This window comes from Sphingomonas sp. (genome assembly GCF_045810705.1).
In the GTDB taxonomy this organism is placed as follows: Bacteria; Pseudomonadota; Alphaproteobacteria; order Sphingomonadales; family Sphingomonadaceae; genus Sphingomicrobium.
Genome location: NZ_JBJMVI010000010.1, coordinates 25,218 through 51,505, shown reverse-complemented (window position 1 = coordinate 51,505; position 26,288 = coordinate 25,218). Strand labels below are relative to the sequence as shown.

At 65.4% G+C, this 26,288-nt stretch carries 28 protein-coding genes, 1 tRNA gene and 2 pseudogenes; 15 read left to right on the top strand and 16 right to left on the bottom strand.

Going from position 1 to position 26,288, the window contains the following annotated elements:
- Positions 1-65: 65 nt before the first annotated feature.
- Entirely contained in the window at positions 66-1,493 is a 1,428-nt protein-coding gene (locus ACJ8FR_RS04890; RefSeq protein ID WP_407827499.1) for an NAD-dependent succinate-semialdehyde dehydrogenase, read from the top strand.
- A gap of 1 nt (position 1,494) precedes the next feature.
- Here ACJ8FR_RS04890 and ACJ8FR_RS04885 read toward each other — a convergent pair whose 3' ends face one another.
- The 3 genes from ACJ8FR_RS04885 to ACJ8FR_RS04875 form a co-directional block, all read right to left on the bottom strand.
- Positions 1,495-1,623, bottom strand: coding sequence for a hypothetical protein (locus ACJ8FR_RS04885; protein WP_407827498.1), 129 nt, complete (start codon positions 1,621-1,623; stop codon positions 1,495-1,497).
- A gap of 255 nt (positions 1,624-1,878) precedes the next feature.
- Positions 1,879-2,607 carry a Crp/Fnr family transcriptional regulator gene (locus ACJ8FR_RS04880; RefSeq protein WP_407827497.1) on the bottom strand — a complete coding sequence of 243 codons (729 nt, stop codon included), beginning with the start codon at positions 2,605-2,607 and terminating at the stop codon, positions 1,879-1,881.
- A gap of 78 nt (positions 2,608-2,685) precedes the next feature.
- Positions 2,686-3,459, bottom strand: coding sequence for a Crp/Fnr family transcriptional regulator (locus tag ACJ8FR_RS04875; protein WP_407827496.1), 774 nt, complete (start codon positions 3,457-3,459; stop codon positions 2,686-2,688).
- A gap of 247 nt (positions 3,460-3,706) precedes the next feature.
- Between ACJ8FR_RS04875 and ACJ8FR_RS04870 the strand changes: the two genes are divergently transcribed.
- Together ACJ8FR_RS04870 and ACJ8FR_RS04865 are read left to right on the top strand one after the other, a co-directional pair.
- Positions 3,707-3,952, top strand: coding sequence for a DUF6894 family protein (locus tag ACJ8FR_RS04870; RefSeq protein ID WP_407827495.1), 246 nt, complete (start codon positions 3,707-3,709; stop codon positions 3,950-3,952).
- Positions 3,953-4,295: 343 nt separating this feature from the next.
- Positions 4,296-5,966 carry a thiamine pyrophosphate-binding protein gene (locus ACJ8FR_RS04865; protein WP_407827494.1) on the top strand — a complete coding sequence of 557 codons (1,671 nt, stop codon included), beginning with the start codon at positions 4,296-4,298 and terminating at the stop codon, positions 5,964-5,966.
- 58 nt (positions 5,967-6,024) lie between these two features.
- On the opposite strand, the gene ACJ8FR_RS04860 is transcribed toward ACJ8FR_RS04865, so the two are convergent.
- From ACJ8FR_RS04860 to ACJ8FR_RS04850, 3 genes are all read right to left on the bottom strand, one after another.
- Positions 6,025-6,291 (bottom strand): hypothetical protein, encoded by a 267-nt coding sequence (locus ACJ8FR_RS04860; RefSeq protein ID WP_407827493.1) that lies wholly within the window; start codon positions 6,289-6,291, stop codon positions 6,025-6,027.
- A 115-nt stretch (positions 6,292-6,406) separates the two neighbouring features.
- Positions 6,407-7,738: an erythromycin esterase family protein gene (locus ACJ8FR_RS04855; RefSeq protein ID WP_407827492.1), complete on the bottom strand. Its 1,332-nt coding sequence runs from the start codon at positions 7,736-7,738 to the stop codon at positions 6,407-6,409.
- Complete coding sequence (locus ACJ8FR_RS04850) at positions 7,728-8,396, bottom strand: protein-L-isoaspartate(D-aspartate) O-methyltransferase (RefSeq protein WP_407827491.1); 669 nt, start codon at positions 8,394-8,396, stop codon at positions 7,728-7,730. The genes ACJ8FR_RS04855 and ACJ8FR_RS04850 overlap by 11 nt, the downstream gene beginning before the upstream one ends.
- Before the next feature lie 53 nt (positions 8,397-8,449).
- On the opposite strand from ACJ8FR_RS04850, the gene ACJ8FR_RS04845 reads away from it, so the two are divergent.
- Positions 8,450-9,256 (top strand): class I SAM-dependent methyltransferase, encoded by an 807-nt coding sequence (locus tag ACJ8FR_RS04845; protein WP_407827490.1) that lies wholly within the window; start codon positions 8,450-8,452, stop codon positions 9,254-9,256.
- On the opposite strand, the pseudogene thiS reads toward ACJ8FR_RS04845, so the two are convergent.
- A pseudogene (thiS, locus tag ACJ8FR_RS04840) lies at positions 9,249-10,259 on the bottom strand (sulfur carrier protein ThiS). The gene ACJ8FR_RS04845 and the pseudogene thiS overlap by 8 nt on opposite strands.
- 107 nt (positions 10,260-10,366) lie before the next feature.
- On the opposite strand from thiS, the gene accB reads away from it, so the two are divergent.
- The 3 genes from accB to ACJ8FR_RS04825 all read left to right on the top strand — a co-directional run bounded on the left by accB (position 10,367) and on the right by ACJ8FR_RS04825 (position 13,013).
- Complete coding sequence (gene accB / locus ACJ8FR_RS04835; protein ID WP_407827489.1) at positions 10,367-10,876, top strand: acetyl-CoA carboxylase biotin carboxyl carrier protein; 510 nt, start codon at positions 10,367-10,369, stop codon at positions 10,874-10,876.
- Positions 10,876-12,228 (top strand): acetyl-CoA carboxylase biotin carboxylase subunit, encoded by a 1,353-nt coding sequence (accC, locus tag ACJ8FR_RS04830; RefSeq protein ID WP_407827488.1) that lies wholly within the window; start codon positions 10,876-10,878, stop codon positions 12,226-12,228. Before accB ends, accC begins: the two co-directional genes overlap by 1 nt.
- 77 nt (positions 12,229-12,305) lie before the next feature.
- Positions 12,306-13,013, top strand: coding sequence for a TonB family protein (locus ACJ8FR_RS04825; protein ID WP_407827487.1), 708 nt, complete (start codon positions 12,306-12,308; stop codon positions 13,011-13,013).
- A 1-nt stretch (position 13,014) separates the two neighbouring features.
- Here ACJ8FR_RS04825 and ACJ8FR_RS04820 read toward each other — a convergent pair whose 3' ends face one another.
- Together ACJ8FR_RS04820 and ACJ8FR_RS04815 are read right to left on the bottom strand one after the other, a co-directional pair.
- Positions 13,015-14,325, bottom strand: coding sequence for a L,D-transpeptidase family protein (locus ACJ8FR_RS04820; protein WP_407827486.1), 1,311 nt, complete (start codon positions 14,323-14,325; stop codon positions 13,015-13,017).
- A 128-nt stretch (positions 14,326-14,453) separates the two neighbouring features.
- Positions 14,454-15,032, bottom strand: coding sequence for a hypothetical protein (locus ACJ8FR_RS04815; RefSeq protein ID WP_407827485.1), 579 nt, complete (start codon positions 15,030-15,032; stop codon positions 14,454-14,456).
- 199 nt (positions 15,033-15,231) lie between these two features.
- Here ACJ8FR_RS04815 and arsC point away from each other — a divergent pair, with 199 nt between their 5' ends.
- A complete protein-coding gene (gene arsC, locus ACJ8FR_RS04810) occupies positions 15,232-15,579 on the top strand; it encodes an arsenate reductase (glutaredoxin) (RefSeq protein ID WP_407827484.1) in 348 nt (115 codons plus the stop codon).
- 32 nt (positions 15,580-15,611) lie between these two features.
- Complete coding sequence (aat, locus tag ACJ8FR_RS04805) at positions 15,612-16,325, top strand: leucyl/phenylalanyl-tRNA--protein transferase (protein ID WP_407827483.1); 714 nt, start codon at positions 15,612-15,614, stop codon at positions 16,323-16,325.
- 35 nt (positions 16,326-16,360) lie between these two features.
- Here aat and ACJ8FR_RS04800 read toward each other — a convergent pair.
- The 5 genes and pseudogenes from ACJ8FR_RS04800 to ACJ8FR_RS04780 all read right to left on the bottom strand — a co-directional run.
- Positions 16,361-16,594: pseudogene (locus ACJ8FR_RS04800) on the bottom strand (DUF2155 domain-containing protein); the annotation flags it as partial.
- Between the two features lie 137 nt (positions 16,595-16,731).
- A complete protein-coding gene (locus tag ACJ8FR_RS04795; protein WP_407827482.1) occupies positions 16,732-17,115 on the bottom strand; it encodes an NADH:ubiquinone oxidoreductase subunit NDUFA12 in 384 nt (127 codons plus the stop codon).
- 43 nt (positions 17,116-17,158) lie between these two features.
- Positions 17,159-17,518 (bottom strand): DUF192 domain-containing protein, encoded by a 360-nt coding sequence (locus tag ACJ8FR_RS04790; RefSeq protein WP_407827481.1) that lies wholly within the window; start codon positions 17,516-17,518, stop codon positions 17,159-17,161.
- A 107-nt stretch (positions 17,519-17,625) separates the two neighbouring features.
- On the bottom strand, positions 17,626-18,183 hold the full coding sequence (locus ACJ8FR_RS04785; protein WP_407827480.1) for a cold-shock protein: 558 nt from the start codon (positions 18,181-18,183) through the stop codon (positions 17,626-17,628).
- A 90-nt stretch (positions 18,184-18,273) separates the two neighbouring features.
- The gene (locus tag ACJ8FR_RS04780; protein WP_407827479.1) at positions 18,274-18,840 is read right to left on the bottom strand and encodes a regulatory protein RecX; all 567 of its coding nucleotides are present in this window, start codon (positions 18,838-18,840) and stop codon (positions 18,274-18,276) included.
- Between the two features lie 91 nt (positions 18,841-18,931).
- Between ACJ8FR_RS04780 and ACJ8FR_RS04775 the strand changes: the two genes are divergently transcribed.
- The 4 genes from ACJ8FR_RS04775 to ACJ8FR_RS04760 all read left to right on the top strand — a co-directional run bounded on the left by ACJ8FR_RS04775 (position 18,932) and on the right by ACJ8FR_RS04760 (position 23,138).
- On the top strand, positions 18,932-20,698 hold the full coding sequence (locus ACJ8FR_RS04775) for a fatty acyl-AMP ligase (RefSeq protein WP_407827478.1): 1,767 nt from the start codon (positions 18,932-18,934) through the stop codon (positions 20,696-20,698).
- Positions 20,699-20,739: 41 nt separating this feature from the next.
- The gene (locus ACJ8FR_RS04770) at positions 20,740-22,320 is read left to right on the top strand and encodes a winged helix-turn-helix domain-containing protein (protein ID WP_407827477.1); all 1,581 of its coding nucleotides are present in this window, start codon (positions 20,740-20,742) and stop codon (positions 22,318-22,320) included.
- Positions 22,321-22,456: 136 nt separating this feature from the next.
- Positions 22,457-22,765: a UrcA family protein gene (locus ACJ8FR_RS04765; protein WP_407827476.1), complete on the top strand. Its 309-nt coding sequence runs from the start codon at positions 22,457-22,459 to the stop codon at positions 22,763-22,765.
- 106 nt (positions 22,766-22,871) lie between these two features.
- Positions 22,872-23,138 carry a PilZ domain-containing protein gene (locus ACJ8FR_RS04760; protein ID WP_407827475.1) on the top strand — a complete coding sequence of 89 codons (267 nt, stop codon included), beginning with the start codon at positions 22,872-22,874 and terminating at the stop codon, positions 23,136-23,138.
- Here ACJ8FR_RS04760 and ACJ8FR_RS04755 read toward each other — a convergent pair.
- Complete coding sequence (locus ACJ8FR_RS04755) at positions 23,135-23,716, bottom strand: cytochrome b (RefSeq protein WP_407827474.1); 582 nt, start codon at positions 23,714-23,716, stop codon at positions 23,135-23,137. The two genes, ACJ8FR_RS04760 and ACJ8FR_RS04755, sit on opposite strands and share 4 nt — an antisense overlap.
- Positions 23,717-23,802: 86 nt before the next feature.
- Here ACJ8FR_RS04755 and ACJ8FR_RS04750 point away from each other — a divergent pair, with 86 nt between their 5' ends.
- The gene (locus tag ACJ8FR_RS04750) at positions 23,803-25,758 is read left to right on the top strand and encodes a CocE/NonD family hydrolase (protein WP_407827473.1); all 1,956 of its coding nucleotides are present in this window, start codon (positions 23,803-23,805) and stop codon (positions 25,756-25,758) included.
- Between the two features lie 44 nt (positions 25,759-25,802).
- A tRNA-Trp gene (locus tag ACJ8FR_RS04745) sits at positions 25,803-25,878 on the top strand.
- Positions 25,879-25,897: 19 nt separating this feature from the next.
- Here the strand turns inward: ACJ8FR_RS04745 and ACJ8FR_RS04740 are convergent.
- A complete protein-coding gene (locus ACJ8FR_RS04740; protein WP_407827472.1) occupies positions 25,898-26,212 on the bottom strand; it encodes a hypothetical protein in 315 nt (104 codons plus the stop codon).
- Positions 26,213-26,288: the final 76 nt, after the last annotated feature.

Below are 26,288 nucleotides of genomic sequence, written 5' to 3'. Positions count from 1 at the left end.
CTCCTTTGTTAGTAGCGACTAGCGACGAGTTGCGGGCGCATCAAGCCAAGCCTATCTGCCCGCTTATGGGATACGAAACCTCGCTTCAGCTCTTCATCGACGGCGTGTGGAAATCGGGCGAAGGCCGCGATGCGCATGCGGTCGTCAACCCGGTCACCGCCAGCCCGATTGCCGAGGTGCCCTACGCGACCAGGGCGGACCTGGATGAGGCGCTCGCGGCGTCGGAGCGAGCCTGGCCTGAGTGGCGCGCGCTCGACGTCGAGAAGCGCGGCGCGATCCTCCACAAGGCCGCGGCGCTGCTGCGCGAGCGGGTTGATCTCATCGCCGCGACCATGACCCAGGAACAGGGCAAGCCGCTCGCGGAGTCAAAGGCCGAGGTGTTCGCGTCGGCCCAATTGTTCGACTGGTACGCCGAGGATGCCAAGCGCGACTATGGCCGGACGCTCGTCCGTCCCGCTGGGCAGCTCTCCAGAGTGATCCGCCAGCCGGTCGGCCCGGTCGCGACGTTCACGCCGTGGAACTTTCCTCTCTATCTGCTGGCCAAGAAGGTCAGCGCGGCGCTCGCCACCGGCTGCACCGTGATTTCGCGCCCGCCGCATGAGACGCCCGGCTGCTGCACCGAATTGTTCCGGGCGCTTGCCGACGCCGGCATCCCGAACGGTGTCGCGCAGCTCGTCCACGGCGATTCCGCGCTGATCAGCGAAACCCTCATCGCCAGCCGCACGATCCGCAAGGTCAGCTTCACCGGTTCGACCAATGTCGGCAAGCACCTCATGCGCCTGTGCGCCGATAGCATGACGCGCGTGACGATGGAGCTCGGCGGCCACGCCCCGGTGCTGATCTTCGACGATTGCGACCTCGAAAAGACGCTCGACATGGTCGTGCCGCAGAAATTCCGCAACGCCGGCCAGGTGTGCGTCTCGCCGACGCGCTTCTACGTCCAGCGCGGGATTTACGACGCGTTCGTGAAGGGCTTTGCCGAGCGCACGGCCAAGGTGAAGGTCGGCAACGGCCTGGAGGAAGGCACGAAGATGGGGCCGCTCGCCAACCACCGCCGGCCCGAAGCGATTGAACGGCTCGTCGAGGATGCCAAGGCCAAGGGCGCGCGCGTGCTTGCCGGCGGCGAGCGCGGCGAAGGCGGCTTCTTCTTCCAGCCGACTTTGCTCGCCGACGTCCCCAACGAAGCGAACATCATGAACGACGAGCCGTTCGGCCCGGTCGCCGTGTCGCGGCCGTTCGACACCTTCGACGAAGTCATCGAGCAGGCGAACCGCCTGCCCTTCGGTCTCGCGGCCTTCGCCTTCACCGAGAACGGCCGCCGCGCGAACCTCATCGGTGACCTCGTCGAAAGTGGCATGGTCGGCATCAACACCTTCGCCATCTCACTCGCCGACGCGCCATTCGGTGGGGTCAAGGACTCAGGCTTCGGCTCCGAGGGCGGCAAGGAGGGACTGGAGAGTTACCAGGTCGTCAAGGCGGTACACCAAGCGTAGATCACGCCGCTCCAGGCGCGCCGCCGCGCTGCCCGCGCATGAAGAACATCAAATAAACTAGCCGCCCGTTCTCGATGCTGTCGCCGAACGCGTCTCCCGACGTGTGCCAATAATGCGGCTGCACCGGCACGTGCGCCGACGAAACGCCGGGTGGCGCAGATGTCACTCTGCCGAATAATCGAAGATTGGCCGAGATCGAACGGAACAAAACTAACATATGTTTGTCTTGTTCCCGTGGACCTCACTTCCCGGGAGCTGCGGCGTCAAGCCGACCATTGTCGTGATATGGCGGAAAGTCAGTTCGACGCGCGCATCCGGCTGATCCTCACGACAATGGCGTCGGAGTTCGATCAGCAAGCCGAGGATGCTGAGGTCCCCATCCTGCTTAGACCGAATGGTGCAGATAGCGTTCGTTGAAGTCGCCGACCTCGGCCAACCGATCCCAGTCGAGGATCGTCAGCCGGCTCGATGACAGGCTGATCAGGCCGTCGCGGCGCAACCCCTGGAGCGTCCGGTTGGTGTGGACCGCGGTCAGGCCCGTGCAGTCGGCGATCTGCTCCTGGGTCAGCGGGAAATCGTAATTGTGGCCGTCGGCGCCAGGGTTCGTTGCGCGAAGCCGCGCCGCGAGCTCGCACAGCAAATGCGCAATCCGCTCGCGCGCGTCGCGCCGGCCGACATTCACGACCCACTCGCGAAAGATCGAGGAATCGATCACGGTGTCGAGCCAAATCGCGCGCTGCACGTTCGGCCGACTCGCCATCAGCGCAAGGACTGGCCCCTTGGGAACGATGCCGATCATGCACCGTGTCAGGCATTGGACATTGTGGTCGGCAATTTCGAACAGGATGTTCTGGATGTCGAGGAACTCGCCCGGGATGTGGATCGAAATGATCTGGCGGGCGCCGTCGCTGACCAGCTTCTGACGGAACGCGAAGCCGTTGATCAGCAAACTGCAGGACGGGGTCGAATCGCCTTCGCGGACCAGGTAGGTGTCGCGGCCGAATGGGCGGCGAACCCAGGGCAAGCCGAGGAGCGCCCGCTTGTCGTCGTTCGATAGCGCTACGCTACGCTGCCAGCGCCTGAACACGGGTTCGAGGAAAGGAGGTTCGTCCACAGGGCCTCACGCAAAACCGCCATCTGGCTAGCCTCGCATCTCCGCCTCATTCCTTCACGGATGTTAAGCCCAAGATCATTAACTTAGGTGAGCGACAGCCGCCATGAATTCGCGCGTGTGGAGGTATCGCGGATTGAAGTCGGCGACATCCTGCATCCGTTCCCAGCTGACGAACTGCACCATTCGTCGGTCGCGCTGGATCAAGCCTTCGCGCTGCAGCCCCTGGAGCACGCGGTTGACGTGCACCGACGTCAGGCCGGTGGCATCGGCGAGCTGCTCCTGGGTCATCGGCAACTCGTACAGCCCATTGGGGCTCAGCCCTCGCTCCGTCAGGCGGTAGGCGAATTCGCACAGGAGATGGGCGATGCGGCTCCTCGCGTCGCGGCGCCCGATATTCAGCGTCCACTCGCGGAAGATCGACGCTTCGATCAGGGTGAAGATAAGCACGGCACGGCCAACATTTTGGTTGGCCAGGACCAGCGCCTCGAGCGGCGCGCGCGGAATCTCGGCCACCAGTCCGCGCGTCAGCATCTGCACGTTGTGGTCGGACTCCCCGAGGAACATGTTTTGGAAATCGAGCGCCTCGCCGGGGATGTGGATCGCGAGGATCTGGCGCGAGCCGTCGCCGGTCAGCTTGTGGCGAACCGCATAACCCGACAGCAGAACCGCGCATTTGTCCGGCCGGTCGCCTTCGCGGATTGTATAGGATTGGGGGTCGAGCGTGCGCAGTTTGAACGGCAGGCCCAGCAGCGCCTCATGGTCTTCGGCCGCCAGCTCGTGATGCGTCTTGAGCTTCTTGATTAGGTGCTCAAGCGGATTGTCGTTGCGCGGCTCTTGCCGGCCACTGTCCATGCTCGTCTCCCGCAGTTGGGGGCGGGAGCACTATGCGGTCTCTCTGTCGCCAACGCCCGACGAACTACCCGGTCGGCGATATCCAAACTATAACATTTGGACGCGATGCCTTCCACACATATATTAAATATCTGAAAGCAAACCTAGATTTAGAAAGCCCCGTCTGCTAGATTGCGGCGCATCGCCGACCATCCTTGGGCCATTCGGCGGCTGAGAGACCCTGCGCTCCCGCCCCGGGAGTGCGTCCATGGGAATCTACTTCTTCCATCTGAGAAACGGCGAGGACGTCCTCCTCGACCCCGAAGGCCGCCGGCTCGAACTTGCCAGCATCGCGGCGGCGGCGTTGTCGGAAGCGCGCTCGATCATGTCGGCCGACTGCCATGCCGGTAAAGTCGACTTGAACCAGAACATCGATGTCGAGGATTCGGCCGGCAAGCTGATCCACCGCATATCCTTCGTCGACGCGATCAGCTTCATCCAGCCACACGGCTAACCGACTTCGCCGCTCAGATCAGCGGCTCACCCGAGGGACGTGGCCGCGCGCCGTTCAGCGAGGCTTACAACGCCGACTGTTGTCCGACGCTCGTTCGCGGCGTCCTCGTAGAGGCCGGAAAGGCCGAGATGGGCGCGTTCCGCACTCGGATGCGTCGCCCGCTCGGCTGCGAGACGCTCCTCCACCGCCCGTCGTTTGAAGTAAGTCTCATCATGTTCACGCATCGAATCCTCCCCGCAAGTCGCAATACATGTTGCTGATTCGAAAGCGCTTTTCTCTAATTTGAATTAGGCTGCGGAGCGCAACAGATGACGGCGCGCGCTCGCGCCGCTACGACGCCGCCATGACCAAGCGCAGCGGCGGCCGCATCCTCGTCGATCAGCTCAGGATCCAGGGCTGCGACCGCATCTTCACCGTGCCGGGCGAGAGCTTCCTCGCGGTACTCGACGCGCTCCGCGACACGCCCGAGATCGACACAATAGTCTGCCGCCAGGAAGGCGGCATGGCCTACATGGCCGACGCCGACGGCAAGATGACCGGCCGCCCTGGCGTCGCCTTTGTCACCCGCGGGCCCGGCGCAACCAACGCCAGCGGCGGGGTCCACGTTGCCTTCCAGGATTCCACCCCGCTGATCCTGTTCGTCGGCGACGTGGCGCGCGGTGATCGCGACCGCGAGGGCTTCCAGGAAATTGACTTGCCCGCCTTCTTCTCGCCGATCGCTAAATGGGCGGCGCGGATCGACGATGCCCGGCGAATTCCCGAATATGTCGCCCGCGCCTACCGCGTTGCGACCGCCGGCCGGCCGGGTCCGGTCGTGCTCGCGCTTCCCGAGGACATGCTGCGCGACGAAGTCGAAGCCGCCGACCGTCCCTGCGTGCCCCCGCTCGCCGAGGAGCCTGATCCCGGTGCGGTCCAGGCGCTGTTCGAGCTTCTGAAAGACGCCACCCATCCTGTCGCGATCGTTGGCGGTGCCGACTGGAGTCCCCGCGCCTCGCACCATTTCGCCAATTTCGCCTTCCGCTACGGCATCCCGGTCGCGGCCGCTTTCCGCCGCCAGGACGCGATCGCCAACAGCTGCGCCGTCTATGCTGGCCAACTCGGCTACGGCCCGAACCCGAAGCTGCAGCAACGCGTCCGCGACGCCGATTTGATCCTCGCCGTCGGCGCGCGGCTCGGCGAGGCGACCACCGACGGCTATGTGTTGATCACGCCCGATCATCCAGGGCAGACGTTGGTCCACGTCCACCCCGACCCGAACGAGCTCGGCCGGGTCTACCACGCCGATTTGCCGATCTGCGCCGACATGGGCGAGTTCGCCGAGATGGTCGATGAGTGGAGCGACCCTGACCTCGTTCGTTTCTCCTGCGGCGAGCAGGCCCACCAGGAATGGCTCGAATGGAGCGAGCCGAAGCCGCGCGAGGGCGTGGCGCTCGACCTCGGCCCGTGCGTCGCCGTGATGCGCGCCAAGCTTCCCGAGAATAGCATCGTCTGCAACGGCGCAGGCAATTTCTCCGGTTGGTGGCACCGTTACTGGCGCTACGGGCCGATGCCGACGCAGCTCGCGCCGACGTCGGGGACGATGGGCTATGGCGTGCCCGCCGCGGTCGCGGCCGCGCTGCGCTTCAAGGACCGCCCGGTGGTGTGCGTTTCCGGCGACGGCGATTTCCTGATGAACGGCCAGGAGCTGGCGACTGCCGCCCAATATCGCGCCGACCTGCTCGTGATCCTCGTCGACAACGCCAGCTACGGCACGATCCGCATGCATCAGGAGCGGGAATATCCGAAGCGGGTCAGTGCGACGGATCTCCAAAACCCTGACTTTGCCGTGCTCGCCCGGGCGTACGGCGGTTGGGCCGAGACGGTGGAGAAGACCGAAGACTTCGCCGCGGCGCTCGACCGTGCGCTCGCTCAAAAAGGTATCCGCCTGATCCACTGCAAGACAGACGTCGAGCAGATCAGCAACGCGACGACGATTTCGAAGCTGCGCGAGAAGGCGAAGAACAAGCAGAACTAGCGTCTTCGTCGAGCGCTCTCCTTCAAGCGCGAGACCTGCGCCATTGCTTCGAACGGCGTTAGGCTGGCTTCGGCCGTCGCTGGTCGATCAGCGCCTCGTTATGTGCTGCATGACAAGTGCCCGCGCGCTTTCGCGGCAAATGTTTCTCCTTCGGGAGCGGATTGGCCAGCTCGATGACGAACGGCTGCGCAAGCTGTTGGACGAGGCTGTCGAGGTCGGTGAAATTGCCCACAAGATCGGTGATCGTGATCCAGGGGGATAAGGCAGCCGCCAGCTGCATTGGCAGGATCGCCGGTGAAAGATCGTCATCGTCGGCGATACGCAACGCTTGGCTCCTGCCAAATACCGTCACACCAAGAACGACCTAAAAAGCTGGAATCTTCCCTACGCTCTCATCCGATCCGGATCGAAGAGCTTTACCAACGCTCTTTCGCAAGCCGCTACAATCCGAAGGGATAGGTCTCCTCCCCACCCGTCGCGGCGCCGCCCGGCCGCTGCTCGCCCGGCAACGGGGCAACCGCCTCGGTCTCATCAAACCACACCCAGGCGTCGAACTGTTTCGGCAGGATGGCGTGGCTGTAATGGCTCCAGCGCTCGGTCTCCGGACGATAAATGACGCCGATGAACCGTTCGAGCTTCGGCTCCATCAGGTCGTCGATCAGGCCAGGCACGGCCTCGTCGGGCCGGAGGTCGAGGACGAAGCGCTCGACGCCGCTTTCGTGGCTCACCCGCTCGTAACTGTCGGGCAGCGAGGGACGCACGCGCTTGACCTTCATCGGCTCGTCCCAATCGTCGGCCGCGGCTACCGTGCCGGTGTGCGTCCCGAAGCCGATCAACCGCGCGGTTTCGCCGAATTTCTCCTTGGTCAGCTGGCCGATGTTCAGCTCATTCCGGTTCTGGCCCATGTCGGTGAAGGCGGCATTGCCGATGTGGCTGTTGTGGGCCCAGACGATCGCCTTCGACTGCGGCCCCTTGGCGTCCAGGATCATGTTCAGCGTCTCGAACATGTGCGTGTCGCGCAAATTCCAGCTCTCGGCAGCGCCGTAGTACATCACCCGGTAATAAGCCTCGGCATTCCTCACCAATCGCGCATTCGCCTGCGCGTCGAGCCATTCGTCGCATTCCTCGGCGAAGCAGTCGATATCGCGCTGCAGCAGGTCCTTGAGCATCTGGATGACGCCCACCTCGCAGCGGGCATAGCCTTCGCTCAGCGAATGCCGGCCGTAGGCGGCGGGATTGTCAGCCCACGGATCGAGGCAGCCGTAGCGGCGGCTGGCGAGCCTCGCGAGCTCGGGGTCCTGCTCTTCGAGGAAATCGACGACGGCGCGCATCGACGCGCTCAGATTATAAAGATCGAGGCCGTAGAGGCCGCACATCTGTTCGTACTGGCCGCCTTCGTTGTGACGCCGCATCCAGCGGATGAAGCCGTCGACCTCGCGGTTGCGCCACATCCAGGTCGGAAAGCGCTCGAAGGCACGCAATTCGCCCGCGCGCGGCGGACGGTGGCGGACGTAGCGGTCAAGCGTCGCGGCGTCCGGCCAATCGCCCTCGACAGCGACGATGTTGAAGCCATGACGCTCGATCAGCCGGCGCGAAATCGCTGCGCGGGCGCGATAGAATTCGCTCGTCCCATGGCTCGCTTCGCCGAGCAGAACGACCCGTGCGTCGCCGTACCGGTCGAAGAATTCGCCGAACGTGCGGTCATCGATGTCCGGAAGCCGCTCCGCAGCGTCGGCGATGAGCCGCGGCAGGGCTTCGAGCTCAGTGAGCATTCTTCCAACCCTCCTCGCCGATCAGCGGTACGAACCGCACCTCGCCGAGGCCTTCCTGCACCAGGGTGCCACCCTCGTTCTTCGTCACCTTGATGAGCTCCTGGACCCAGCCCGGTTCGCCAACGGGCATCACGATCCGCCCGCGCGGCGCGAGCTGCTCGACCAGCGGTCGCGGGACGTGGCTGCCGCTCGCCGCCGCCAGGATCGCGTCGAATGGGGCATGCTCGCGGCAGCCCTTGGTTCCGTCGCCCTCGATGATTTCGACGTTGTCGTGGCCCAGCCGCCGGAGACGCTCGCGCGCGACCTCGACGAGGTCGTGCTGGCGTTCGATACCGATGACGCGAGCCGCGATGCGGCTGATGACCGCGGCGGCGTAGCCCGAGCCCGAGCCGACTTCGAGCACCGTGTCGCCGGGCTTGATCGCCGCCGCCTGGATCATCAGCGCGACGATGTAGGGCTGCGAGATCGTCTGGTTCGCCTCGATCGGCAGCGGATGGTCGCCATAGGCGAGATGCGCATAGCCTGCGCCGATGAATGCTTCGCGGGGCACGGCGCGGAACGCGTCGAGGATACGCTTTTCAGTGATCCCGCGGCGCCTCAACTGCCGCTCGACCATTCCCTCGCGCTCGGCGGCATAATTTGTCATGGTTGTGGCCATCGTCCACCTCCGGCCCCCTGGAGAAACCCGCAAGCCACGGAGCCCGTTCCGCAATGAGCTCGACCGATAGTGTTTTCGCGGGATCGATCCCCGCGATCTACGACCGTTTCATGGTCCCGCTGCTATTTCAGCCCTATGCGGAGGCAGCCGCCAAGCGAGCGCAGGCGCTCAAGCCATCGCGCATTCTCGAGACGGCCGCGGGCACCGGAGTGCTCACTGAAGCACTACACAGGGCTTTGCCCGATGCGCTGATGATTGCGACCGATCTCAACCAGCCGATGCTCGTCGAGGCCGCGCGAAGAGTCCGCGCGCCAAACGTGACTTTCCGCGAGGCCGATGCGCTCGATCTCCCGTTCGATGATGAAAGCTTCGACTTGGTCGCATGTCAGTTCGGGGTGATGTTCTTCCCCGACAAGGTGAAGGGCAATTCCGAGGCGCGCCGGGTGCTCCGCGACGGCGGTCACTATTTGCTCGTGATCTGGGACGAGATTGCCCGCAACCTTGCTACGAGGGCGGCTGGCGCCGCCGTGGCACAGCTCTTCCCGGACGACTCTGCCGCCTTCTACGAGCGGATTCCGTTTCGCTATCACGACCGCGCCCTGATCGAGCGCGATTTGCGTGCCGCCGGTTTCTCCGCGATCAAGATCGAGACGGTCGAGCTCCGCAGTCGCGCGGCCTCGGCCGGTGACGTGGCGATCGGCATGATCCAGGGCACGCCGATGCGCTCGGAGATCGAGAAACGGGGACCGGAAGCACTGGCCGCGGCGACCGAGGCGGCCGAACAGGCGCTGCGCCAATTCGTCACGCCGGACGGCTTCGACGCGCCGATGTCGGCGCACATCGTGACCGCGACTAAATGAGCCCCGCCAGCGGGCTCGATGGATCAGCATAGCGGCGCTTCTGCATCCGGCCGGCGAGATAGGCGAGCCGCCCGGCCTCGACGGCCGCCTTCATCGCCCGCGCCATCAGCACCGGGTCCTTGGCTTCGGCGATCGCGGTGTTCATCAGCACGCCGTCGCAGCCCAGCTCCATCGCCTGGGCGGCGTCGCTCGCGGTTCCGACCCCCGCGTCGACCAGCACCGGGACGCCCGCGCCCTCGACGATCAACCGGATCGTGACGCGGTTCTGGATGCCGAGGCCCGAGCCGATCGGCGCGCCCAGCGGCATGATCGCCACAGCGCCCGCCTCCTCGAGCTGCTTCGCGGCGATCGGATCGTCGACGCAATAGACCATCGGCTCGAAGCGCTCTTTGACCAGCACCTCGGTCGCCCGCAGCGTCTCCCGCATGTCGGGGTAGAGCGTCTTGGCTTCGCCCAGCACCTCCAGCTTGACCAGGTTCCAGCCCCCCGCCTCGCGCGCCAGGCGCAGCGTCCGGATCGCATCTTCGGCGGTGAAGCACCCGGCCGTGTTGGGCAGATAGGTCACCTTCGCCGGATCGATGAAATCGGTCAGCCGCGGCTGGCCCGGATCGGAGATGTTCACCCGGCGCACGGCGACCGTGACGATCTCGGCGCCCGATGCCTCGACCGCGGCGGCATTCTCCTCGAGGCTCTTGTACTTGCCCGTTCCGACGATCAGCCGCGAGCTGAACGTGCGTCCCCCGACCGTCCAGGTGTCGGCCCTGATGCCTTGCTGCGCCGTCACTCAACCGCCTCCAACGAAATGCACGATTTCATATTCGTCGCCGTCCTCCACCCGCACCTCGCCGAGCGATGATCGCGGGACGATCTCGAGGTTGCGCTCGACCGCCACGCGGATCGGGTCGAGCCCGAGGGCGTGGACCATCTCGACGAGACTGATGCCGCCGGGGACCCGGCGCTGCTCGCCGTTGACGCGGATTCTAACACTGACATCGGCGCTCATGACGAGGTGCCCAATAGGACCCGTGCGGAGCGCGGCCAAGTCTGTTCAGGGTGGACTGGGCGCGCTCGGTCTGACAGAGCGCAGCGCCACTGGGACAGGGAACACACATGGCTCAATCGAAGGACCCGACCGGCTCCGGCGAACGCGCGCGCATTGGCGGCGCAATGCGCATCGATCCGGCGCTGGTGCGCGAGCTCGCCCAGCTCCTGACGGAAAACGAGCTGACCGAGATCGAAGTCGCGGACGGCGACCGCCGGGTCAAGGTCAAGCGCGAGCCGGCGGCCGTGATCGGTGCCGCTCCGGCAGCGGCGGCGGCCCCGGCGCTGAGCGCTCCGCCGATGCACGCCAAGGAAGATATCGGCGAGCCGACCGAAGAAGTCGCCGGGACCTCCGTCAAGTCGCCGATGGTCGGTACCGCCTTCATGTCGCCCGAGCCTGGCGGCAAGCCTTTCATCGAAGTCGGCGACGCGATCAAAGCGGGCGACACTTTGCTCATCGTCGAAGCCATGAAGGTCATGAACCCGATCACCGCGCCGGAGGGTGGCGTCATCAAGAAGATCATGGTCGCCGACGCGCAGCCGGTCGAGTTCGATCAGCCGCTGGTGATCATCGGCTGATGCAGATCAACAAGCTGCTGATCGCCAACCGCGGCGAGATCGCGCTTCGAATCCATCGCGCCTGCCACGAAATGGGCATCACGACCGTCGCGGTGCACTCGACGGCAGATGCCGACGCGATGCACGTGCGGCTCGCCGACGAAACCGTGTGCATCGGTCCGCCGCCAGCAACCGACTCCTACCTCAACATCCCGAACATCATCTCGGCCGCCGAAATCGTCCACGCCGACGCGATCCACCCAGGCTACGGCTTCCTGTCGGAGAATGCCCAGTTCGCGGAGATCGTCGAAAGCCATAACATCATCTGGGTCGGCCCCAAGCCCGAGCATATCCGGACGATGGGCGACAAGATCGAGGCGAAGCGGACCGCCGCCAAGCTCGGCCTGCCCCTCGTCCCCGGCTCCGACGGGCCGATCACTAGCGTCGCCCAAGCCAAAAAGATTGGCCAGCAGATCGGCTATCCGGTGCTGATCAAGGCCGCCTCCGGCGGCGGCGGCCGCGGCATGAAGGTGGTGGAGGCTGAAGATCAGCTCGAAAGCCTGATGAGCCAGGCGGCGTCCGAGGCGCGCTCGGCGTTCGGCGATGACACCGTCTATATGGAGAAATATCTCGCCAACCCGCGCCACATCGAGTTCCAGGTGTTCGGCGACGGCAACGGCCAGGCGATCCACCTCGGCGAGCGCGACTGCTCGCTCCAGCGCCGCCACCAGAAGGTGCTCGAAGAAGCGCCCTCGCCGGTCATCAGCCGCGTCGAACGCGAAGCGATGGGTGAACGCGTGCGCAAGGCCATGGCCGAAATGGGCTACCGTGGCGCGGGAACGATCGAGTTCCTCTACGAGAATGGCGAATTCTACTTCATCGAGATGAACACCCGGCTCCAGGTGGAGCATCCGGTGACGGAGATGATCAGCGACATGGACCTGGTGCGCGAGCAGATCCGCGTCGCGTGCGGTGAGGGCCTGTCATGCACGCAGGACGAGGTGAGGCTCCACGGCCATGCCATCGAGTGCCGGATTAACGCCGAGGACCCCGAGACCTTCGCGCCGTCGCCGGGCCTGGTGAAGAATTACGTCGCGCCCGGCGGAATGCACGTCCGCGTCGATAGCGGCCTCTACACCGGCTATCGCGTGCCGCCTTATTACGACAGCATGATCGGCAAGCTAATCGTCTACGGCCGCGACCGCGACGAGTGCATCCGGCGCCTCAAGCGCGCGCTCGAGGAGTTCGTGGTCGAAGGCATGAAAACCACGATCCCGCTCCACCAGAAGCTAGTTCGCGACCCGGAATTCCTCGCCGGGGACTATACGATCAAGTGGCTGGAGCGATGGCTCGAGCGAAGCCACGCCGAGTAGGCGGTTCGCCCTTTCGCGGCTGAAACTGAAAACCTTCGGCCGAGATGCGCGTTTGTCGGGCGGAGGACAGACGCCCCGTGTCCAGTTATCGAGGGACGGCCGACCGACCCGACCAAGCGAAAGCAATCGCCGCGGTCGTTGGCGTCCATGTCGCGCTCGCGTTCATCATCCTCTCCGGTCTGAACGTCCAGATGGTGCGCCAGGCGGTCGAGCAGCTGACGACGATTGACATCAAGGAGCCGCCCCCTCCCCCGCCGATTGAGCCGCCCAAGCCCGCGCCGAAGCCCCAGGCGATGAAAAGACCCGAAGGGGCCGCCGCCAGGAAGGCCGAGCCCTCGCCCGTCGTCGCGCCGCCGCCGAAGCTGCCCGTGGCCTCCCCGATCCCGGCTGCGAAGGTCGCCGGCGCCGGCAGTGCGAGCTCGTCGGGCGCCGCCACGGCGGGGACTCGCACCGGCGCGGGAGGCACCGGCAACGGCGCCGGCGGCGGCGGATATGCGGATTATTCGCGCTTCACCCCGGCGCGCCTCGTCCGCAACCTCACCCGTGGCGACTATCGTGCGCTTGCCGCCGGGCGCATGCCCGCGGGTCGGGCGATGGTGTCGCTGCGTGTCGAGCCGAACGGCCAGGCGGCCAACTGCCGCGTCCTCCGTTCGAGCGGCGACTCTTATGTCGATGCGGGGCTATGCCCGCTCATCACGCAGCGGCTGCGCTTCCTGCCCGCGCTCGACGATCACGGGCGGCCGATCGCGTATCAGCTCGACTACGTGGCGAGCTGGGCGCTGTGATTCAGCGCGTGCCGAGCGACGCGCGCCCCGCGCCATCGGCGTTCGCTGCGACCGCAAGCCGGGCGGCGTCTCTGCCGTAGACGTCGTCGTAATAAGCAATCGACGGCCCTTCGGGAATCGCGGTCAAATAGGTGACGTACACCGGCACCAGGCTCGGTAGCGGCACCCGCTGTTCGGTGCCCGCAGATTCCCAGTTGAGATCGTAGCCGAACAGCCAGCGGCCGAGCCGTGCGGCATCCTCGAGGCGGATGCAGCCGCCGCTGTAGAGACGGGATGCCTCGGTGAAGAGCTCCCGCTCGGGATTGTCATGCAGGTACACCCCCTCCTCGTTGGGAAACATGAACTTCATACGCCCCATCGAATTGTGCGGTCCGGGGAGCTGCCGGATACGGACCTCGACCTTGCCGTCGGCGACCGCCTTCCAGTCGATGGTCTTGGGATCGATGATGGTCGGGTTCGCGTCCCAGTCGGAGAGCACTTGGTAGCCGAGCTCGTCGAGATACTTGAGACCACGCTTGACGACATTCGGGGCGATGCGCTCCGCGGCAAGATCGGGGGGAACGAACCAATAGGGGTTGAGGCTCGCGAACCGCACGTAAGCGCTCATCATCGGCGTTGGATATTTGGGCTTGCCGACCACCACCACCATCGAATCCACAAGCTCGCCCTTGTCGTACATGAAGAGCTTCTGCTGCGCCGCGTTGACCAGGATGTAGCGCTGCTTGCCAGCGGGCAGCGCGCGGGCACGCTCGAGGTTGAGCGCGATCAGCTGGCGTTCGTGCTCGCTCGCATATTGGTGAGCGGCGAGTGCCCGCCGAAGCTGGGCGTAGAACGGATGCATCCAGCCAAGGTCACGGACATAGTTGCTGAACGCGGGCGCGGCTGCGGCGTTGAGCAGCACCGCAAGCGGCGACGGCGGCTTGGGCCTCAGCTGCGGGTCGACGTAGACGATGCCGATGTTCGGATCGCGGGTCAGGTCGTCGACATAGGTCACGAACGCGTCTGACAGCTCGCGCTCGGCCGCCTCGACGTCCTTTTTCTTGCCGGAACGCGCGGTGGCGAGCGCCTGCTGCAACGCCGGAACATGGTATTTGTCGGGGTAGAGGCCGTCGAGGTTGGCGCTCGACAACAAGGCAATCAGCTGGTCCGCGGCATCACCGGCCGCCGGTGATAGCCACAAGGGATAGCCGGCGCGCGCTCGATAGAAGTCGGCAATGCTTTGCCCGAGCACGTGCGGCGGCTGCGCCGCGGCAGGCGCTGCGGCGGCAGCCGCTTCAGCGCCGCCGAACGGCAACACCGCTACGGCAAGCATGCTCGCCGCAGTTCCCGCTAGCTTTCCAAAAAAGTGCACCGGCCAGCGGCCGGTGCACTTGTTACGCAAACCAATCACGCGTTCTCCAATCGCAATTCCCACCAAAGACCGCTTTGATGGGTCTTGGATTAGCCGCGCTCACCGCTGCGTGGCGCCGGAGCCGGCATCGGCTCAGGCGCAGGAACCGCGGTGCCGGCGTATCCGGCTGGCGCACCATTATAATATTGGCCGTTATAGACGTATCCGTCCACCACGCCGTCATTGTTGCGGTCGGCCCAGATCGCGCCGGCAAGACCGCCGACGGCCGCGCCGATCACCGCGCCCTGTAGAATGCCAACGCCCGGAAGGACTGCGCCGGCCACCGCGCCGATCGCGGCACCGCCAAGCGCGCCGGTCGCGGCGCTGGCAAGTACGCTGTGCGTCGCCGGGTCATAACCCTGCGGCGCCCCGGCATAATATTGTCCGTTGTAGACATAGCCGTCGACGTAGCCGTCATTGTTGTTGTCAGCCCAGGCCGCACCGGCGAGACCGCCGATGGCCGCGCCGACCGCTGCGCCCTCAATCACGCTCACGCCCGGAACCACGGCGCCGACAGCGGCACCGCCCGCGGCACCGATCGCCGCGTCCTGGGCAACGCGCGAATTGGTCGCGCATGCGCCGAGCGCCGCTGTGCTCGCAAGCGTAATGGCTAGAATGGATTTACGCATCGCTCTTTCTCCCGTCAGTTGAACTGCAGAAACATGCTCACAAGCCGACGCTACCGCCGGCGACGGTGCATGTTACAAGCGCAGGAACGACGACCGCGCGTCATCGTTCCGCCTGCGCGACAATGCAAGCGACGGAGTCTGCGCGTTCGGTATTAAACCTTTGTTCAACCGCTTGAATTCGCTCCGGGAACAGCGCCAGATGAAAGCGACAATTTTTCACAACCCGATGTGCGGCACGTCGCGCAAGACGCTCGAGATCCTGCGCGATTCGGGCTGCGACGTGCGGGTCCGGGAATATATGAAAAAACCGCCCAGCCGGGATGAGCTGGTGCGGCTCTACAAACGCGCCGGAATCACTCCGCGCGAGGGGCTGCGCGCGAAGGAGCCGCTCGCCGACGAGCTTGGGCTGAACCGCCACGACGTTACCAACGACGAGGTGCTCGGCGCCATGATGGAACATCCGATCCTGATCAACCGCCCGCTCGTCGAGACCCCAAAAGGGGTACGGCTGTGCCGCCCGCAAGAGGTCGTGCGCGAGATTTTGTAGAGCTGTGGCGCGGTCAGTTGCATAATGACCCCATGAGTCGCCTGGATCCGCGCCTCTTGCTGCAAGGCTATGCCACCGGCATCTTCCCGATGGCCGACAGCCGCGATGCGGCCGACTTGTTCTGGGTCGAGCCGCGCAACCGGGCGATCATCCCGCTCGATCGATTCCACCAGTCCCGTTCGCTCAGGCGCACGCTGCGCTCGGGCCGCTTCGACGTCACTCATGACGGGGATTTCGGTGCGGTCGTCACCGCCTGTGCCGACCGCGACGAGACATGGATCAACGCTGAGCTCGAACGGGCAATGCTGGCGCTCCACCAGTCGGGCCACGCCCACTCGATCGAAGTGCGGCTCGGTGGCGAGCTGGTGGGTGGCCTCTACGGGGTCAAGCTGGGCCGCGCATTCTTCGGCGAAAGCATGTTCAGCCGCGCGCGCGATGCGTCGAAAGTCGCGCTCGCGTGGCTGGTCGCGCGGCTGCAGGTCGGAAACTTCACCTTGCTCGACTGCCAGTTCATGACCGACCACCTCGCCTCATTGGGCGCGGTCAGCGTGCCGCGCGAGAGCTACGTCGCGTTGCTTTCGGCGGCGCTCGGCGGCGGTGCCTCGGTCGGCGTTGCCGCGGCCGGCGTCCCTGCCGCCGCGCCGGACTTCCTCGCGCTCGACAGGTTGCTCGAGCTTGCCGGTGCAGCGGGCGCGGCGGGCCCGGCCGGATACGTCATTTCGCAGCTCTTGGGCCAGACGTCGTAGACCGGGTGCTCGACCACGTTGAGCGACGGCGATTCCTTGTAGAGCCAGCCCGAGAATACCCGGCCCCAGCGCTTGTCGGCGCGCAGCACGTCGACCTGTACGAAGGCGCCGGTCAGCTTCTCCTCTTCCCACGGCGCGGTCGCCTCGCACGCCCTCAGCCGGACGATCACATCCTTCCACCGCGCCGACTGGCCGGGGTGGAGCGCGATCGTCTGGACGATCCCGTTGCGCTTGTTGAGGATCCCGAGCACCGCCACCCGCTGCGCCATCGGCGTCACGCCGCCTTCCCCATTTGCAGTGGACGCGGCCTGACGCCCTTGGGGCAGCGGAAGGTTGGCTTCTTTGCCCTTGCCGCACGAAGCGAGCGCGAAGGCGGCCAGCAATGGTGCAGCCAATGCGCGCACGCTTATTCGGGGAGCCAGGGCTCGTAATCCCCGGTCGACGCGGGGCGCAGCTTGCCCGAGCCGAGCGCTCCGTCGGGCCGGAATGCCTCGAAGGTGCCGGTGAGGTTCGGCGTCGGCTTCTGCTGGAATTTGCGGACCGGCGGCAGGGCCTTGTCGGGCAGTTCAGCGATCGTTCCGCGAAGCCACGCCTGCCACGCCGGCGGGACGCGGCTGCCGTCATTGGAACCATCATAGATCACCCAGCGGCGCTGCGACTGGTTTTTGTCCTGATAGTAGATGTTGCCCGCGTCATCGCGCCCGACTTCATTGCCGAACCGGCGAGTCCACAGCGCGGTGCCAACGGTAGCGCCATTCCACCAGGTGAATGTCTTCGACCAGAATCCCATGACGACGCGCCTCTGCCCCGTCCGCCTGGCAAGCGCAAGCGCGCTACCTGGGCCAGCTCACGACATCGCCTTCCCTGATTCCAAGCTCTGCGGCCCGGCCGCCGCGGATTTCCAACACCGCCGCGACCGGCTCGCCGGCCGGCAACGGGGACAGGTCCATCGGCTCGGCTTTGGTGATGCGAACGATCGTGCCGTCGGACCGGATAAAGACGATATCGAGCGGGATGAGCGTGTTCTTCATCCAGAACGAGACGTCTTGCGGCGGGTCGTAAGGGAAGATCATTCCGCGATCACCCGGCAGGCGATGGCGGAACATCAGCCCGCGCTCCTGTTGCTCGGGGGTCGCTGCGACCTCGACCGTGAAATGGTGCGTGGCGGCTTTGGTCCGGATGGTCAGCGGCACTTCGCGAAGTCCGGTTTGCGCGCCGGGATCGGCGACCGCGGTGTCGGTGGAGGCATTATGCGCTGGGGCCGGCGGACTGCACGCGAGCAGCGCGGCGAACGCGCCGCCTACGGTTGCGAGCCGCCGGAGTCGCGCAGCTCGACTGCGGTCAGCCCTTTGCCGCTGGGCGCGATTCGCGCTTCCAGGTGCTGGCCCGGCTGGAGCTCGGGCAAGTGCGATACCCGAACCGTCTCCATATGCACGAACACGTCCTCGCCGCCCACCTCGTCGGGCCGCTTGACGAAACCATAGCCGCGAACGCGGTTGAACCATTTGACCTCCACCGGCTCGAACGCGCCGGCCGATTCCGCGAGCGCCCTGCGGTCCGCGCGTTCGCTTGCCGGCATGGACGAGCGCACCTGCGGCGGCAAGGCCGTCGTGGTGTCGATCGACAAGACTCTCTTGGCCTGCAGCCCGCGGTCGAGGCGGACCGTAACGCACTCGATCGTCGCGCCTTCCGGCACGCTGCGCCGGCCATGCTCGCGAAGCACGCTGAAATGCAGCAGCACATCGCCCTCGACCTGCTCGCTGACGAGGAAGCCGAAGCCGCGCGTCGCATCGAACCATTTCACGCGCCCGACGATCGCTTCGATCGCCGGCTCGGCCGTGTCGTCGGTTTCAATCACGGCCTGATCGCCCCCCGAGGCCGATTGCAAAGCTGTACGCACCATAGCGGGGCCCCCATTAACATGGACGATTGTGTCGGCAAACCGACTTTACGCCTCGATGACCGGAAACCGTTCTCGAAGCTGATCTATGTCAATTTCTGCACCCGGCGGCAGCCCGGCAATCGTCTTCGCCAGTGCAAATCCGTGGCCCGCACGAACCATTGCCGCGATCCACTTTTCACGCTGAGCAGGATCGGGGATAGCGTTAGCGAACGGTCCGAAGCGCTTGCGCTCGGCGAGCCGTAGCGCCGAGTCCAGGGCCACTTGATCGGCATGGACGGTCGCGGCCGCGCCGTCGTCCTCGTCAACCCCGGCCATGCGCAGTTGGTCGGCAAGCCGGCGCTTGCCGTAGCCGCGCGCGCTAAGCGCCCGCGACTTGGCCATCGCGAAAGCGCCATCGTTGACATAGCCGAGCTCGGCGAACCGGTCGCCAATCTGGTCCAGATCGGGCTCGTCGTCCCCGGCCCATCCGCGTTCGCGGACCTTGCGCGTCAGGTATTGGCGAAGCTTTGCCCGTGTCGTCGCATATTTGCCGACGTAGCGCAGGGCGAGTTCCCGCAGTCGGTCCGCATCGAGCGGCGCCGGCGCGCTGCGGGGCCTAGACCGTGTCTTCACGCCCTTTTTGTGCCACACTCGCTGCCCAAGGGGAAAGCGCCTGCACTTTTGCGCGGGCCGGGATGCAAATCATTTGAGGGAAGGGGACGGCGTGCTCGATCGCAACGCCTCGGTCACCAGTGAACTTGCGCCGCCTGGCGCCACTCCGACGACAGACAAGTTGCCGCGCCGGCTTTCCGATTTCGATACGATCGGCGAGGCGCTCGATTACGCCGCGCAGGGGAAGCGTGGGCTCAACTTCCATGATGCGCGCGGGACGCTGACGCGCGCCTATCCTTATTCCGAGCTGCGTGAGGATGCGCTGCTCGTCGCGCGGCGGTTCGTCGCGCTCGGGATGAAGCCGGGCGATCGCATTGCGCTCGTCGCCGAGACCGGCCCCGAATTTGCTGCCGCCTTCTTCGGCGTGGTCTATGCTGGCGGCTGGCCGGTGCCGCTGCCGCTGCCGACCAGCTTTGGCGGGCGCGAAGCCTATGTCGAACAGCTCGCGGTCCAGCTGGACAGCTGCGACCCGGCGCTGTTGCTCTACCCCCCGGAGCTGGCGGACTTCGGCAGTGGCGCGGCAAACAAGGCCGGCATCAAGTCGCGCGATTGGGACACGCTCGCGGGCATCGAGCCCGCGGCAGCGGGTGACCTTCCCGCCGCCGGGCCTGACGACATCGCCTATCTCCAATATTCCAGCGGATCGACGCGCTTCCCGCACGGGGTCGCCGTGACGCACCGCGCGCTGCTCGACAATTTGCACGCGCACGGCATCGGGCTGGATGTGGCCGAGACCGACCGCTGCGTCTCCTGGCTGCCGTGGTACCACGACATGGGGCTGGTCGGCTGCTTCCTCTCGCCGGTGTCGCTGCAGCTGTCGGTCGACTATTTGAAGACCGAAGACTTTGCGCGGCGGCCGCTCGCCTGGCTCGACATGATCACCCGCAATCCCGGCACGACGGTCAGTTATTCGCCGACCTTCGGCTACGACATTTGCTCGCGCCGGATGAGCTCGCAAACGCGCGCCGAGGACCGGTTCGACCTTTCGCGCTGGCGGATCGCGGGCAACGGCGCCGACATGATCCGTCCCGAGGTCATGCAAGCGTTCGTCGACGGCTTCGACGCGGCGGGCTTCAAGGCCGGCGCTTTTTGCCCCAGTTATGGTCTTGCCGAGGCCACTTTGGCCGTGTCGCTGATGCCGCCTGGCGAGGGCATCCGGCTCGAGCTGGTCGAGGAAACCGAATTGTCCGGTGGAACCGCGGATGCAAAGCGCCCGCGCCGCTACCGCGCGGTCGTCAATTGTGGCCGGCCGGTGACGGGCATGGAGGTCGAGATCCGCGGGCCCGACGGCGAGCGACTTCCCGACCGCGGCATCGGCAAGGTCTATGTCCGCGGGAAAAGCGTCATGCACAGCTACTTCCGCGACGAGGAATCGACCCGCGCCTGCCTCTGCGGCGACGGTTGGCTCGACACCGGCGACATGGGCTACATGTCGTCGGGCTACATCTTCATCGTCGGCCGCGCCAAGGACATGATCATCATCAACGGCCGCAACCACTGGCCGCAGGACATCGAATGGGCGGTCGAGCAGCTGCCCGGTTTCAAGTCTGGCGATATTGCCGCCTTCGCGATCACCGGCCCGTCGGGCGAGGAAACGCCCGCCGTCCTCGTCCACTGCCGCGTGTCCGGCAATGAGGAGCGCGGCCGTCTGCGCGACGAAATCCGCGAGCGCGTCCGCGCCATCACCGGCATTACTCCGGTCGTCGAGCTGGTCCCGCCGCGCACCCTGCCGCGCACCAGCTCGGGCAAGCTGTCGAGGACCAAGGCGCGCAATCTCTACCTCTCGGGCGAAATCCAGCCGTACGACATCGCGGCTTAAGGCCACTCGCACCAGACGCCATTCGCTGGCATGATGCGTCTATGCTTGCGGGGGCCAGCGGCTCTGGAGCGGGCGAAAGCCCGGCTCGGTTTGATCTGTCACAGGTCGCGCTTGCGCACGAGCCGCTTTTCCACATCGGCAACGTCGAGTTCCGTCCCGCCACGCGCGAATTGATCCACGGCGGCAAAGCAAGTGTGATCGAGCCGCGCGTTATGCAGCTACTAGTCGCGCTGCGGCGGGCCAACGGCGCAGTGGTCAGCAAGGACGATCTCAGCCACCTCGTCTGGGAAGGCCGGATCGTCGGAGAGGACGCGATCAATCGCGTCGTATCCCGCCTTCGCGCGGTTGCCGAAAAGCAGGCCGGCGGCGTCTTTCGCGTCGAGACGATCACCAAGGTCGGTTACCGGCTCGTCCCAGCGGGCGGCACAGCTCCGCAAGCTAATGTCGCGACGCATCGCGAGCCACTATTCCGCCGTCGCGACGCGCTGATCGGTGGCAGCGTCGCTGCCATTGGCGCGGTCGCCGGCGGCGCTTGGTACGCCAGCCGCCACGAGACGATGCCACCGGAGGCGCGCACGCTCGTCAACGGTGCTCGCAATTCGTTGATGGCGGGGGTGATCGACCTCAACAGCGACGCGATTGGCGAGTTGAAGCAAGCTGCGGCGATCGCGCCCAACAATGCTGAAGTCTGGGGCTTGCTCGCCTTTGCGTATATCAAGCTCGCAACGGGTACGCCCCTTCAACAACGGGCCGATCTTCGCGCCAGGGGCTTTGCGGCGATGAGACGAGCCTTTTCGCTGGAACCGAATCAGGGCGATGCACTCGCGGCCTGGGCATTTTCGATCCCCGTCTACCGCAACTGGTACGAGAGCGAGCGTGCTTATCGTTGGGCGCTCGGCAAGCGGGCCAGCCATCCAGAGCTGCTGCTCGGACTTGCCTCCGTGCTGGCCCAGGTCGGACGCGGCGCCACCGAGGCTGTTCCGCTGATCGATAAGGCCGGCGAGTCTCTGCCGCATTCGCCGCGCGTCGAAACGATGCGGATCAATGCGCTGTGGGACACCGGCCAATTCGATGAAACCGAAGCCGGCATGGACAGGGCGTTCAAGCTTTGGCCGCGCCACTTCGGAATCTGGTTCAGCTACGTCTATTACCTCATGTACAATGGAAAGGCTCAGCAGGCGCTCGGCATGATTACCGACGTCGCGAACCGGCCGATTGGTATCCCCGACTGGAATTTCGATTGGACCGCGCTGACAGCCAAGGCGCTTGCCACGCACGATCCGGCGGATTTGCGCCGTGCATTGGACAGCACGAAGGCAATCGCGCGCCGAGGAACCGGATTTGCGGAAAATGCGGGTGTCTTCGCCGGTTTCGTTGGCGATTTCGATACGGCATTCCGAATGTTCGACGCACTTTATTTCAACCGTGGCTTCGCCATGCCCGATATGTACTTTAGCAAGGAACAAGGCATGTACACCGGGCCTGAACGGCACACTTACATCCTGTTTCGGGTGATGCTTCGGCAGCTGCGTCGTGATTCGCGCTTCGGCGACCTGACGCGCGAATTGGGCCTCGATGATTATTGGCGGCGCAGCAACTCGCGTTCGCTCGTCATTCCCTAAAGAATCGCAGAAATCGGCAATCCGTCAGCCTTTCGTCCGGACATTGTCCGCTCCTAGTCCTGTCTGATTATCGGCGCTTGAGCAATCTTCCTCTCCATCGGCACGGGTTTTCGCGCCGCCCAAAGGGAGTTCAGACATGCACCGTTCAATTAGCATTTTCGCAGCCGCCGCCGCGATCGTCTCGGTCGCATCGCCAGCCCTCGCGCAGGACGTGCGCTCCGCCTCCGTCAAGATTTACGAAACCGACTTCGCCACCGCGCAGGGCCGCGCCGCCTTGAATTACCGCATTCAGCTTGCGGTGGAGCAGGTCTGCGGAGTCAACGCCGCGGCGGAAAACCAGAGCTGGAGAGAGATCAAGCAGTGCCAGGTTGATGTCCGCCAGGAATTCAACCGCAAGGTCGCGGGACTTAAGTCCTCGACCGACGTCGAGCTGAGCGCGCGCTAAGGGGCCACGCGGACCGGCCCTCACGGAGGCCGCCGTCGCCCCATTAAATCCATGTTTACCCGCCTTGTGCAACGGTCGACCCGCTTGTTTAGTGGGGACTGGCGTAATGGAGCGTATGCAGGGATGGATCGGGCGTAAGGATCGCCATCCCGTGGCGGTGGACGCCGTCGTTCACCGGGCGGACGGTAGCAAGTTCCCGGCTTCCTTGACCAACTTCTCCGATAACGGCTGCCGCATCGAGTCGGATGCGGAATTCCGCATCGGCGAGCGGCTGCAGATCGCAATTCCGCGCATGGGCCAGGTCAAAGCCCAGGTTCGCTGGGTGGTGGCGGGAAGCGCCGGCGCGAAGTTCCTCGCGGAAAGCGATTTCTAGGTCGAGGGGCCGGGCAGCATCCGCATCAGGACGCGGTCCTTCAGGACGTAATGATGATAGAGCGCCGCGGCGGCATGCAGCGCGGCGACGATGACGATCGTCCACGCGACATAATTGTGCAGCTCCTGGATCTGGTGGCGGACCGGCCTTGGCTGCGGTCCATAGGGTCCCGGGATGTCGAGGCCGAAGAAGCTGACCGGGTGACCGCGCGACCATTGGAGAAGGAAGCCGAGCACGACCGCGGCGACCAACAGCCCGTAGAGCAGATAATGAGTGCCCTTCGACGCGCGCCGCACCCAACCGGTCTCCAGCGAGGAAAGCTGGTGTCCCGGCATCAGCCGCCACACCAGCCGAACGACGATGGCGGCGGCCAGCAGCACGCCGAATGACACGTGAAGCGATTGCATCGATTGCTGCGTCGGCTTGGCGAAATAGTCCCAGATCTCGGCCAGGACGAAATTCGTCACGACGAGCAGCGCGGTCATCCAGTGCAGCGCGATGGCGACATTGTCGTAGTTGGTCCCGTCGTCGCCCGCGGCGATGCGCGTGACGGTGTCGAAGCTGGTCTGGTCGGTCATGTTCGCTCCGATAATGTTCGACGGCTGCAGTCCGGATGAACGAGCCGTTTGCCGCTTCGTCCCGCCGCTGTAAGGCCGCTGCCGCGATGCCAAAGCGCATGGATCTCATTCGGGTTGCTTCACTTGCGCTCGTCATGCCGCTCACCGCCGCTGCGCAGATCCAGCCGGCGGTGCAGCCGGGCGGCGACATTCCGGCCCGCCCGGCGCCTGCCCCCCTAGGCCCGGTTGGGCCGGCGATCGCCGCCGCTAAAGCCGGCGCATTCACCTATGAGCGCCGCGAGCTGTTCATCCCAATGCGCGACGGCGCCCGCCTTTACGCGGTGCTGATCATCCCGCGGGGTACCGGCAAGTTCCCGATCATGCTCGACCGGACGCCCTACTCGGCAGACAAACAGACCGCGGTGGGACCCGCGGGGGCGGCACCCGAGACGATCCTCTCCCCGCTCAACGCCGAGCTGGTCCGCGCCGGCTACATCGTCGCGATCGAGGATGTCCGCGGGAAGTACCGGTCCGAAGGCAACTACGTAATGAACCGGCCCTTGAAGGGTCCGCTCAATCCGACCGCGGTCGATCATTCGACCGATGCCTGGGACACGATCGACTGGCTCGTCCGCAACGTCGCCGAATCCAACGGCCGCGTCGGCACCTTCGGCACCAGCTACGACGGCTTCACCGCTCTGATGAGCCTCGTGAACCCGCATCCGGCTTTGAAGGCGAGCGTGCCGATCAACCCGATGGTCGACGTGTGGAAGGGCGACGACTGGTTCCACAACGGCGCCTTCCGCCAGGAGATGATCGGCTACGTCTATGGCCAGACGATCGGTCGCCAGTCCGACCGCGAGTGGTTCCCGGCGGCCACCGACGATTACGCGACCGCGCTGCGCTTCGGGTCCGCGGGGGCCTATGGGCGCGCGATGGGCATGGACCGGCTGCCGTTCTGGCAGCGGCTGACCCAGCACCCAGCCTATGATTCTTACTGGCAGGAGCAGGCGCTCGACCGGGTCCTCGCCCGCCGCCCACTGCAAATCCCGACCCTCATCGTCGGCAGCCTGTGGGACCAGGAGGACATTTACGGCGCGCCCGCGCTGTTCAACGCGCTCAAAGGAGCGGACAATGGCAATGCCCATCTCGTCGTCGGGCCCTGGTACCACGGCCAGGCGAACTTTCCCGGCATGACGCTCGGCCCGCTCGACTGGGGCTCTGACACGTCGCGATGGTTCCGCCAGCGGGTGCTGATCCCGTTCCTCGACCAATATCTCAAGGGCGCCGCCTCCGCAGGAATAGCGCGGGTGCTGGCATTCGAGCCCGGGCCGAACCACTGGCGGCGCCTGGCCGACTGGCCGCCGGCCTGCGCCCGCGGATGCCCGGCGAACCTGACCGCCCTTTACCTCGGCCCACGGAAAAGTTTGAGCTTCGACGCACCCGCGGGGCAGGCGTCCCAGTCCTACGTCTCGGACCCGGCGCAGCCCGTTCCCTACCGGATGCGGCCGACTCTCGCGCCGTTCGCGCCGCGCTCGACCTGGCAGACGTGGCTGACCGACGACCAGCGCTTCGCCGAGCGCCGCCGCGACGTGCTTGCCTACGCGACCGCACCGCTGTCGGCGCCGTTTCGACTCGCCGGCACGCCGCAGGTCCATCTCGTCGCCTCGACCAGCGGTACCGACAGCGACTGGGTGGTGAAGCTGATCGACGTCTATCCCGACCCCAACCCGCAAAAGCCGGGCTTAAGCGGCTATGAGCTTCCGATCGCCATGGACGTGATCCGCGGCCGCTACCGGACCGATCCGACCCACCCCACCCCGCTCACCCCGAACGTCCCGCTGACCTATGAGTTTTCGCTGCCGACGCTGTCCTATGTCGTCCAGCCGGGGCATCGCCTGATGGTCCAGGTCCAGTCGAGCTGGTTCCCGCTCTACGACCGCAACCCGCAGACCTTCGTGCCCAACATCTTCATTGCGAAACCACCCGATTATAGCGTCGCGCGGCAGACTATATTCAACGGCGCGGACGGCAGCTGGATCGGGTTGCCGATTGTCGGCTGAGCCTTGCGCCCAAGGCGGCGGCTAGCTACCTCCCGGCCCGGCCTAGGAGTGTAGCTCAGTTGGTAGAGCATCGGTCTCCAAAACCGAGGGTCGTGGGTTCGAGTCCCTCCACTCCTGCCATCCGCCGCGAACAGCCGATCTAGCGATTGCGCTGCTGGAACCAGTCGCTGCCGAGGACCTCCAGCCGATGATCCGTGATGTACCAGTTGCCGTCGGACTGATTGAGCTCGCACTTGAACGCCCGGTTCAAGAAGCTCCTCACTTCCCCTTCGCTCGAGAAGAGATCCGGAAAGGCATCGATCAGCCAATCGTCGCCGTTGCTTAACGATGCGGTCTCCGATTGGCACGCGCCACGGGAGGCGAAGGGATCCTCCAGATGGAAGACGTGATTTGCGGCGGCTGGGCTCGCAATGGCGATCGTTCCGATGAATCCGAAAATTGCAAACTTGGTCATCACATTCTCCATATCCTGTTGCTGAGGCCGGCGGATGAAAACTGCCGCTCGCCAGCAGTCCCACGGCTACGAACGC

Bases quoted from the DNA above. Each gene is read 5' to 3' on its own strand.
- aat (WP_407827483.1), top strand. From the start codon at position 15,612: ATGAGTCGCCTGGATCCGCGCCTCTTGCTGCAAGGCTATGCCACCGGC.
- ACJ8FR_RS04865 (WP_407827494.1), top strand. From the start codon at position 4,296: ATGACCAAGCGCAGCGGCGGCCGCATCCTCGTCGATCAGCTCAGGATC.
- ACJ8FR_RS04760 (WP_407827475.1), top strand. From the start codon at position 22,872: ATGGAGCGTATGCAGGGATGGATCGGGCGTAAGGATCGCCATCCCGTG.
- ACJ8FR_RS04740 (WP_407827472.1), bottom strand. From the start codon at position 26,212: ATGACCAAGTTTGCAATTTTCGGATTCATCGGAACGATCGCCATTGCG.
- ACJ8FR_RS04845 (WP_407827490.1), top strand. From the start codon at position 8,450: ATGAGCTCGACCGATAGTGTTTTCGCGGGATCGATCCCCGCGATCTAC.
- ACJ8FR_RS04755 (WP_407827474.1), bottom strand. From the start codon at position 23,716: ATGACCGACCAGACCAGCTTCGACACCGTCACGCGCATCGCCGCGGGC.
- ACJ8FR_RS04815 (WP_407827485.1), bottom strand. From the start codon at position 15,032: ATGCGTAAATCCATTCTAGCCATTACGCTTGCGAGCACAGCGGCGCTC.
- ACJ8FR_RS04850 (WP_407827491.1), bottom strand. From the start codon at position 8,396: ATGGCCACAACCATGACAAATTATGCCGCCGAGCGCGAGGGAATGGTC.
- accB (WP_407827489.1), top strand. From the start codon at position 10,367: ATGGCTCAATCGAAGGACCCGACCGGCTCCGGCGAACGCGCGCGCATT.
- ACJ8FR_RS04875 (WP_407827496.1), bottom strand. From the start codon at position 3,459: ATGGACAGTGGCCGGCAAGAGCCGCGCAACGACAATCCGCTTGAGCAC.
- ACJ8FR_RS04855 (WP_407827492.1), bottom strand. From the start codon at position 7,738: ATGCTCACTGAGCTCGAAGCCCTGCCGCGGCTCATCGCCGACGCTGCG.
- ACJ8FR_RS04870 (WP_407827495.1), top strand. From the start codon at position 3,707: ATGGGAATCTACTTCTTCCATCTGAGAAACGGCGAGGACGTCCTCCTC.
- ACJ8FR_RS04750 (WP_407827473.1), top strand. From the start codon at position 23,803: ATGCCAAAGCGCATGGATCTCATTCGGGTTGCTTCACTTGCGCTCGTC.
- arsC (WP_407827484.1), top strand. From the start codon at position 15,232: ATGAAAGCGACAATTTTTCACAACCCGATGTGCGGCACGTCGCGCAAG.
- ACJ8FR_RS04820 (WP_407827486.1), bottom strand. From the start codon at position 14,325: ATGCTTGCCGTAGCGGTGTTGCCGTTCGGCGGCGCTGAAGCGGCTGCC.
- ACJ8FR_RS04765 (WP_407827476.1), top strand. From the start codon at position 22,457: ATGCACCGTTCAATTAGCATTTTCGCAGCCGCCGCCGCGATCGTCTCG.
- ACJ8FR_RS04890 (WP_407827499.1), top strand. From the start codon at position 66: ATGGGATACGAAACCTCGCTTCAGCTCTTCATCGACGGCGTGTGGAAA.
- ACJ8FR_RS04795 (WP_407827482.1), bottom strand. From the start codon at position 17,115: ATGGGATTCTGGTCGAAGACATTCACCTGGTGGAATGGCGCTACCGTT.
- ACJ8FR_RS04770 (WP_407827477.1), top strand. From the start codon at position 20,740: ATGCTTGCGGGGGCCAGCGGCTCTGGAGCGGGCGAAAGCCCGGCTCGG.
- accC (WP_407827488.1), top strand. From the start codon at position 10,876: ATGCAGATCAACAAGCTGCTGATCGCCAACCGCGGCGAGATCGCGCTT.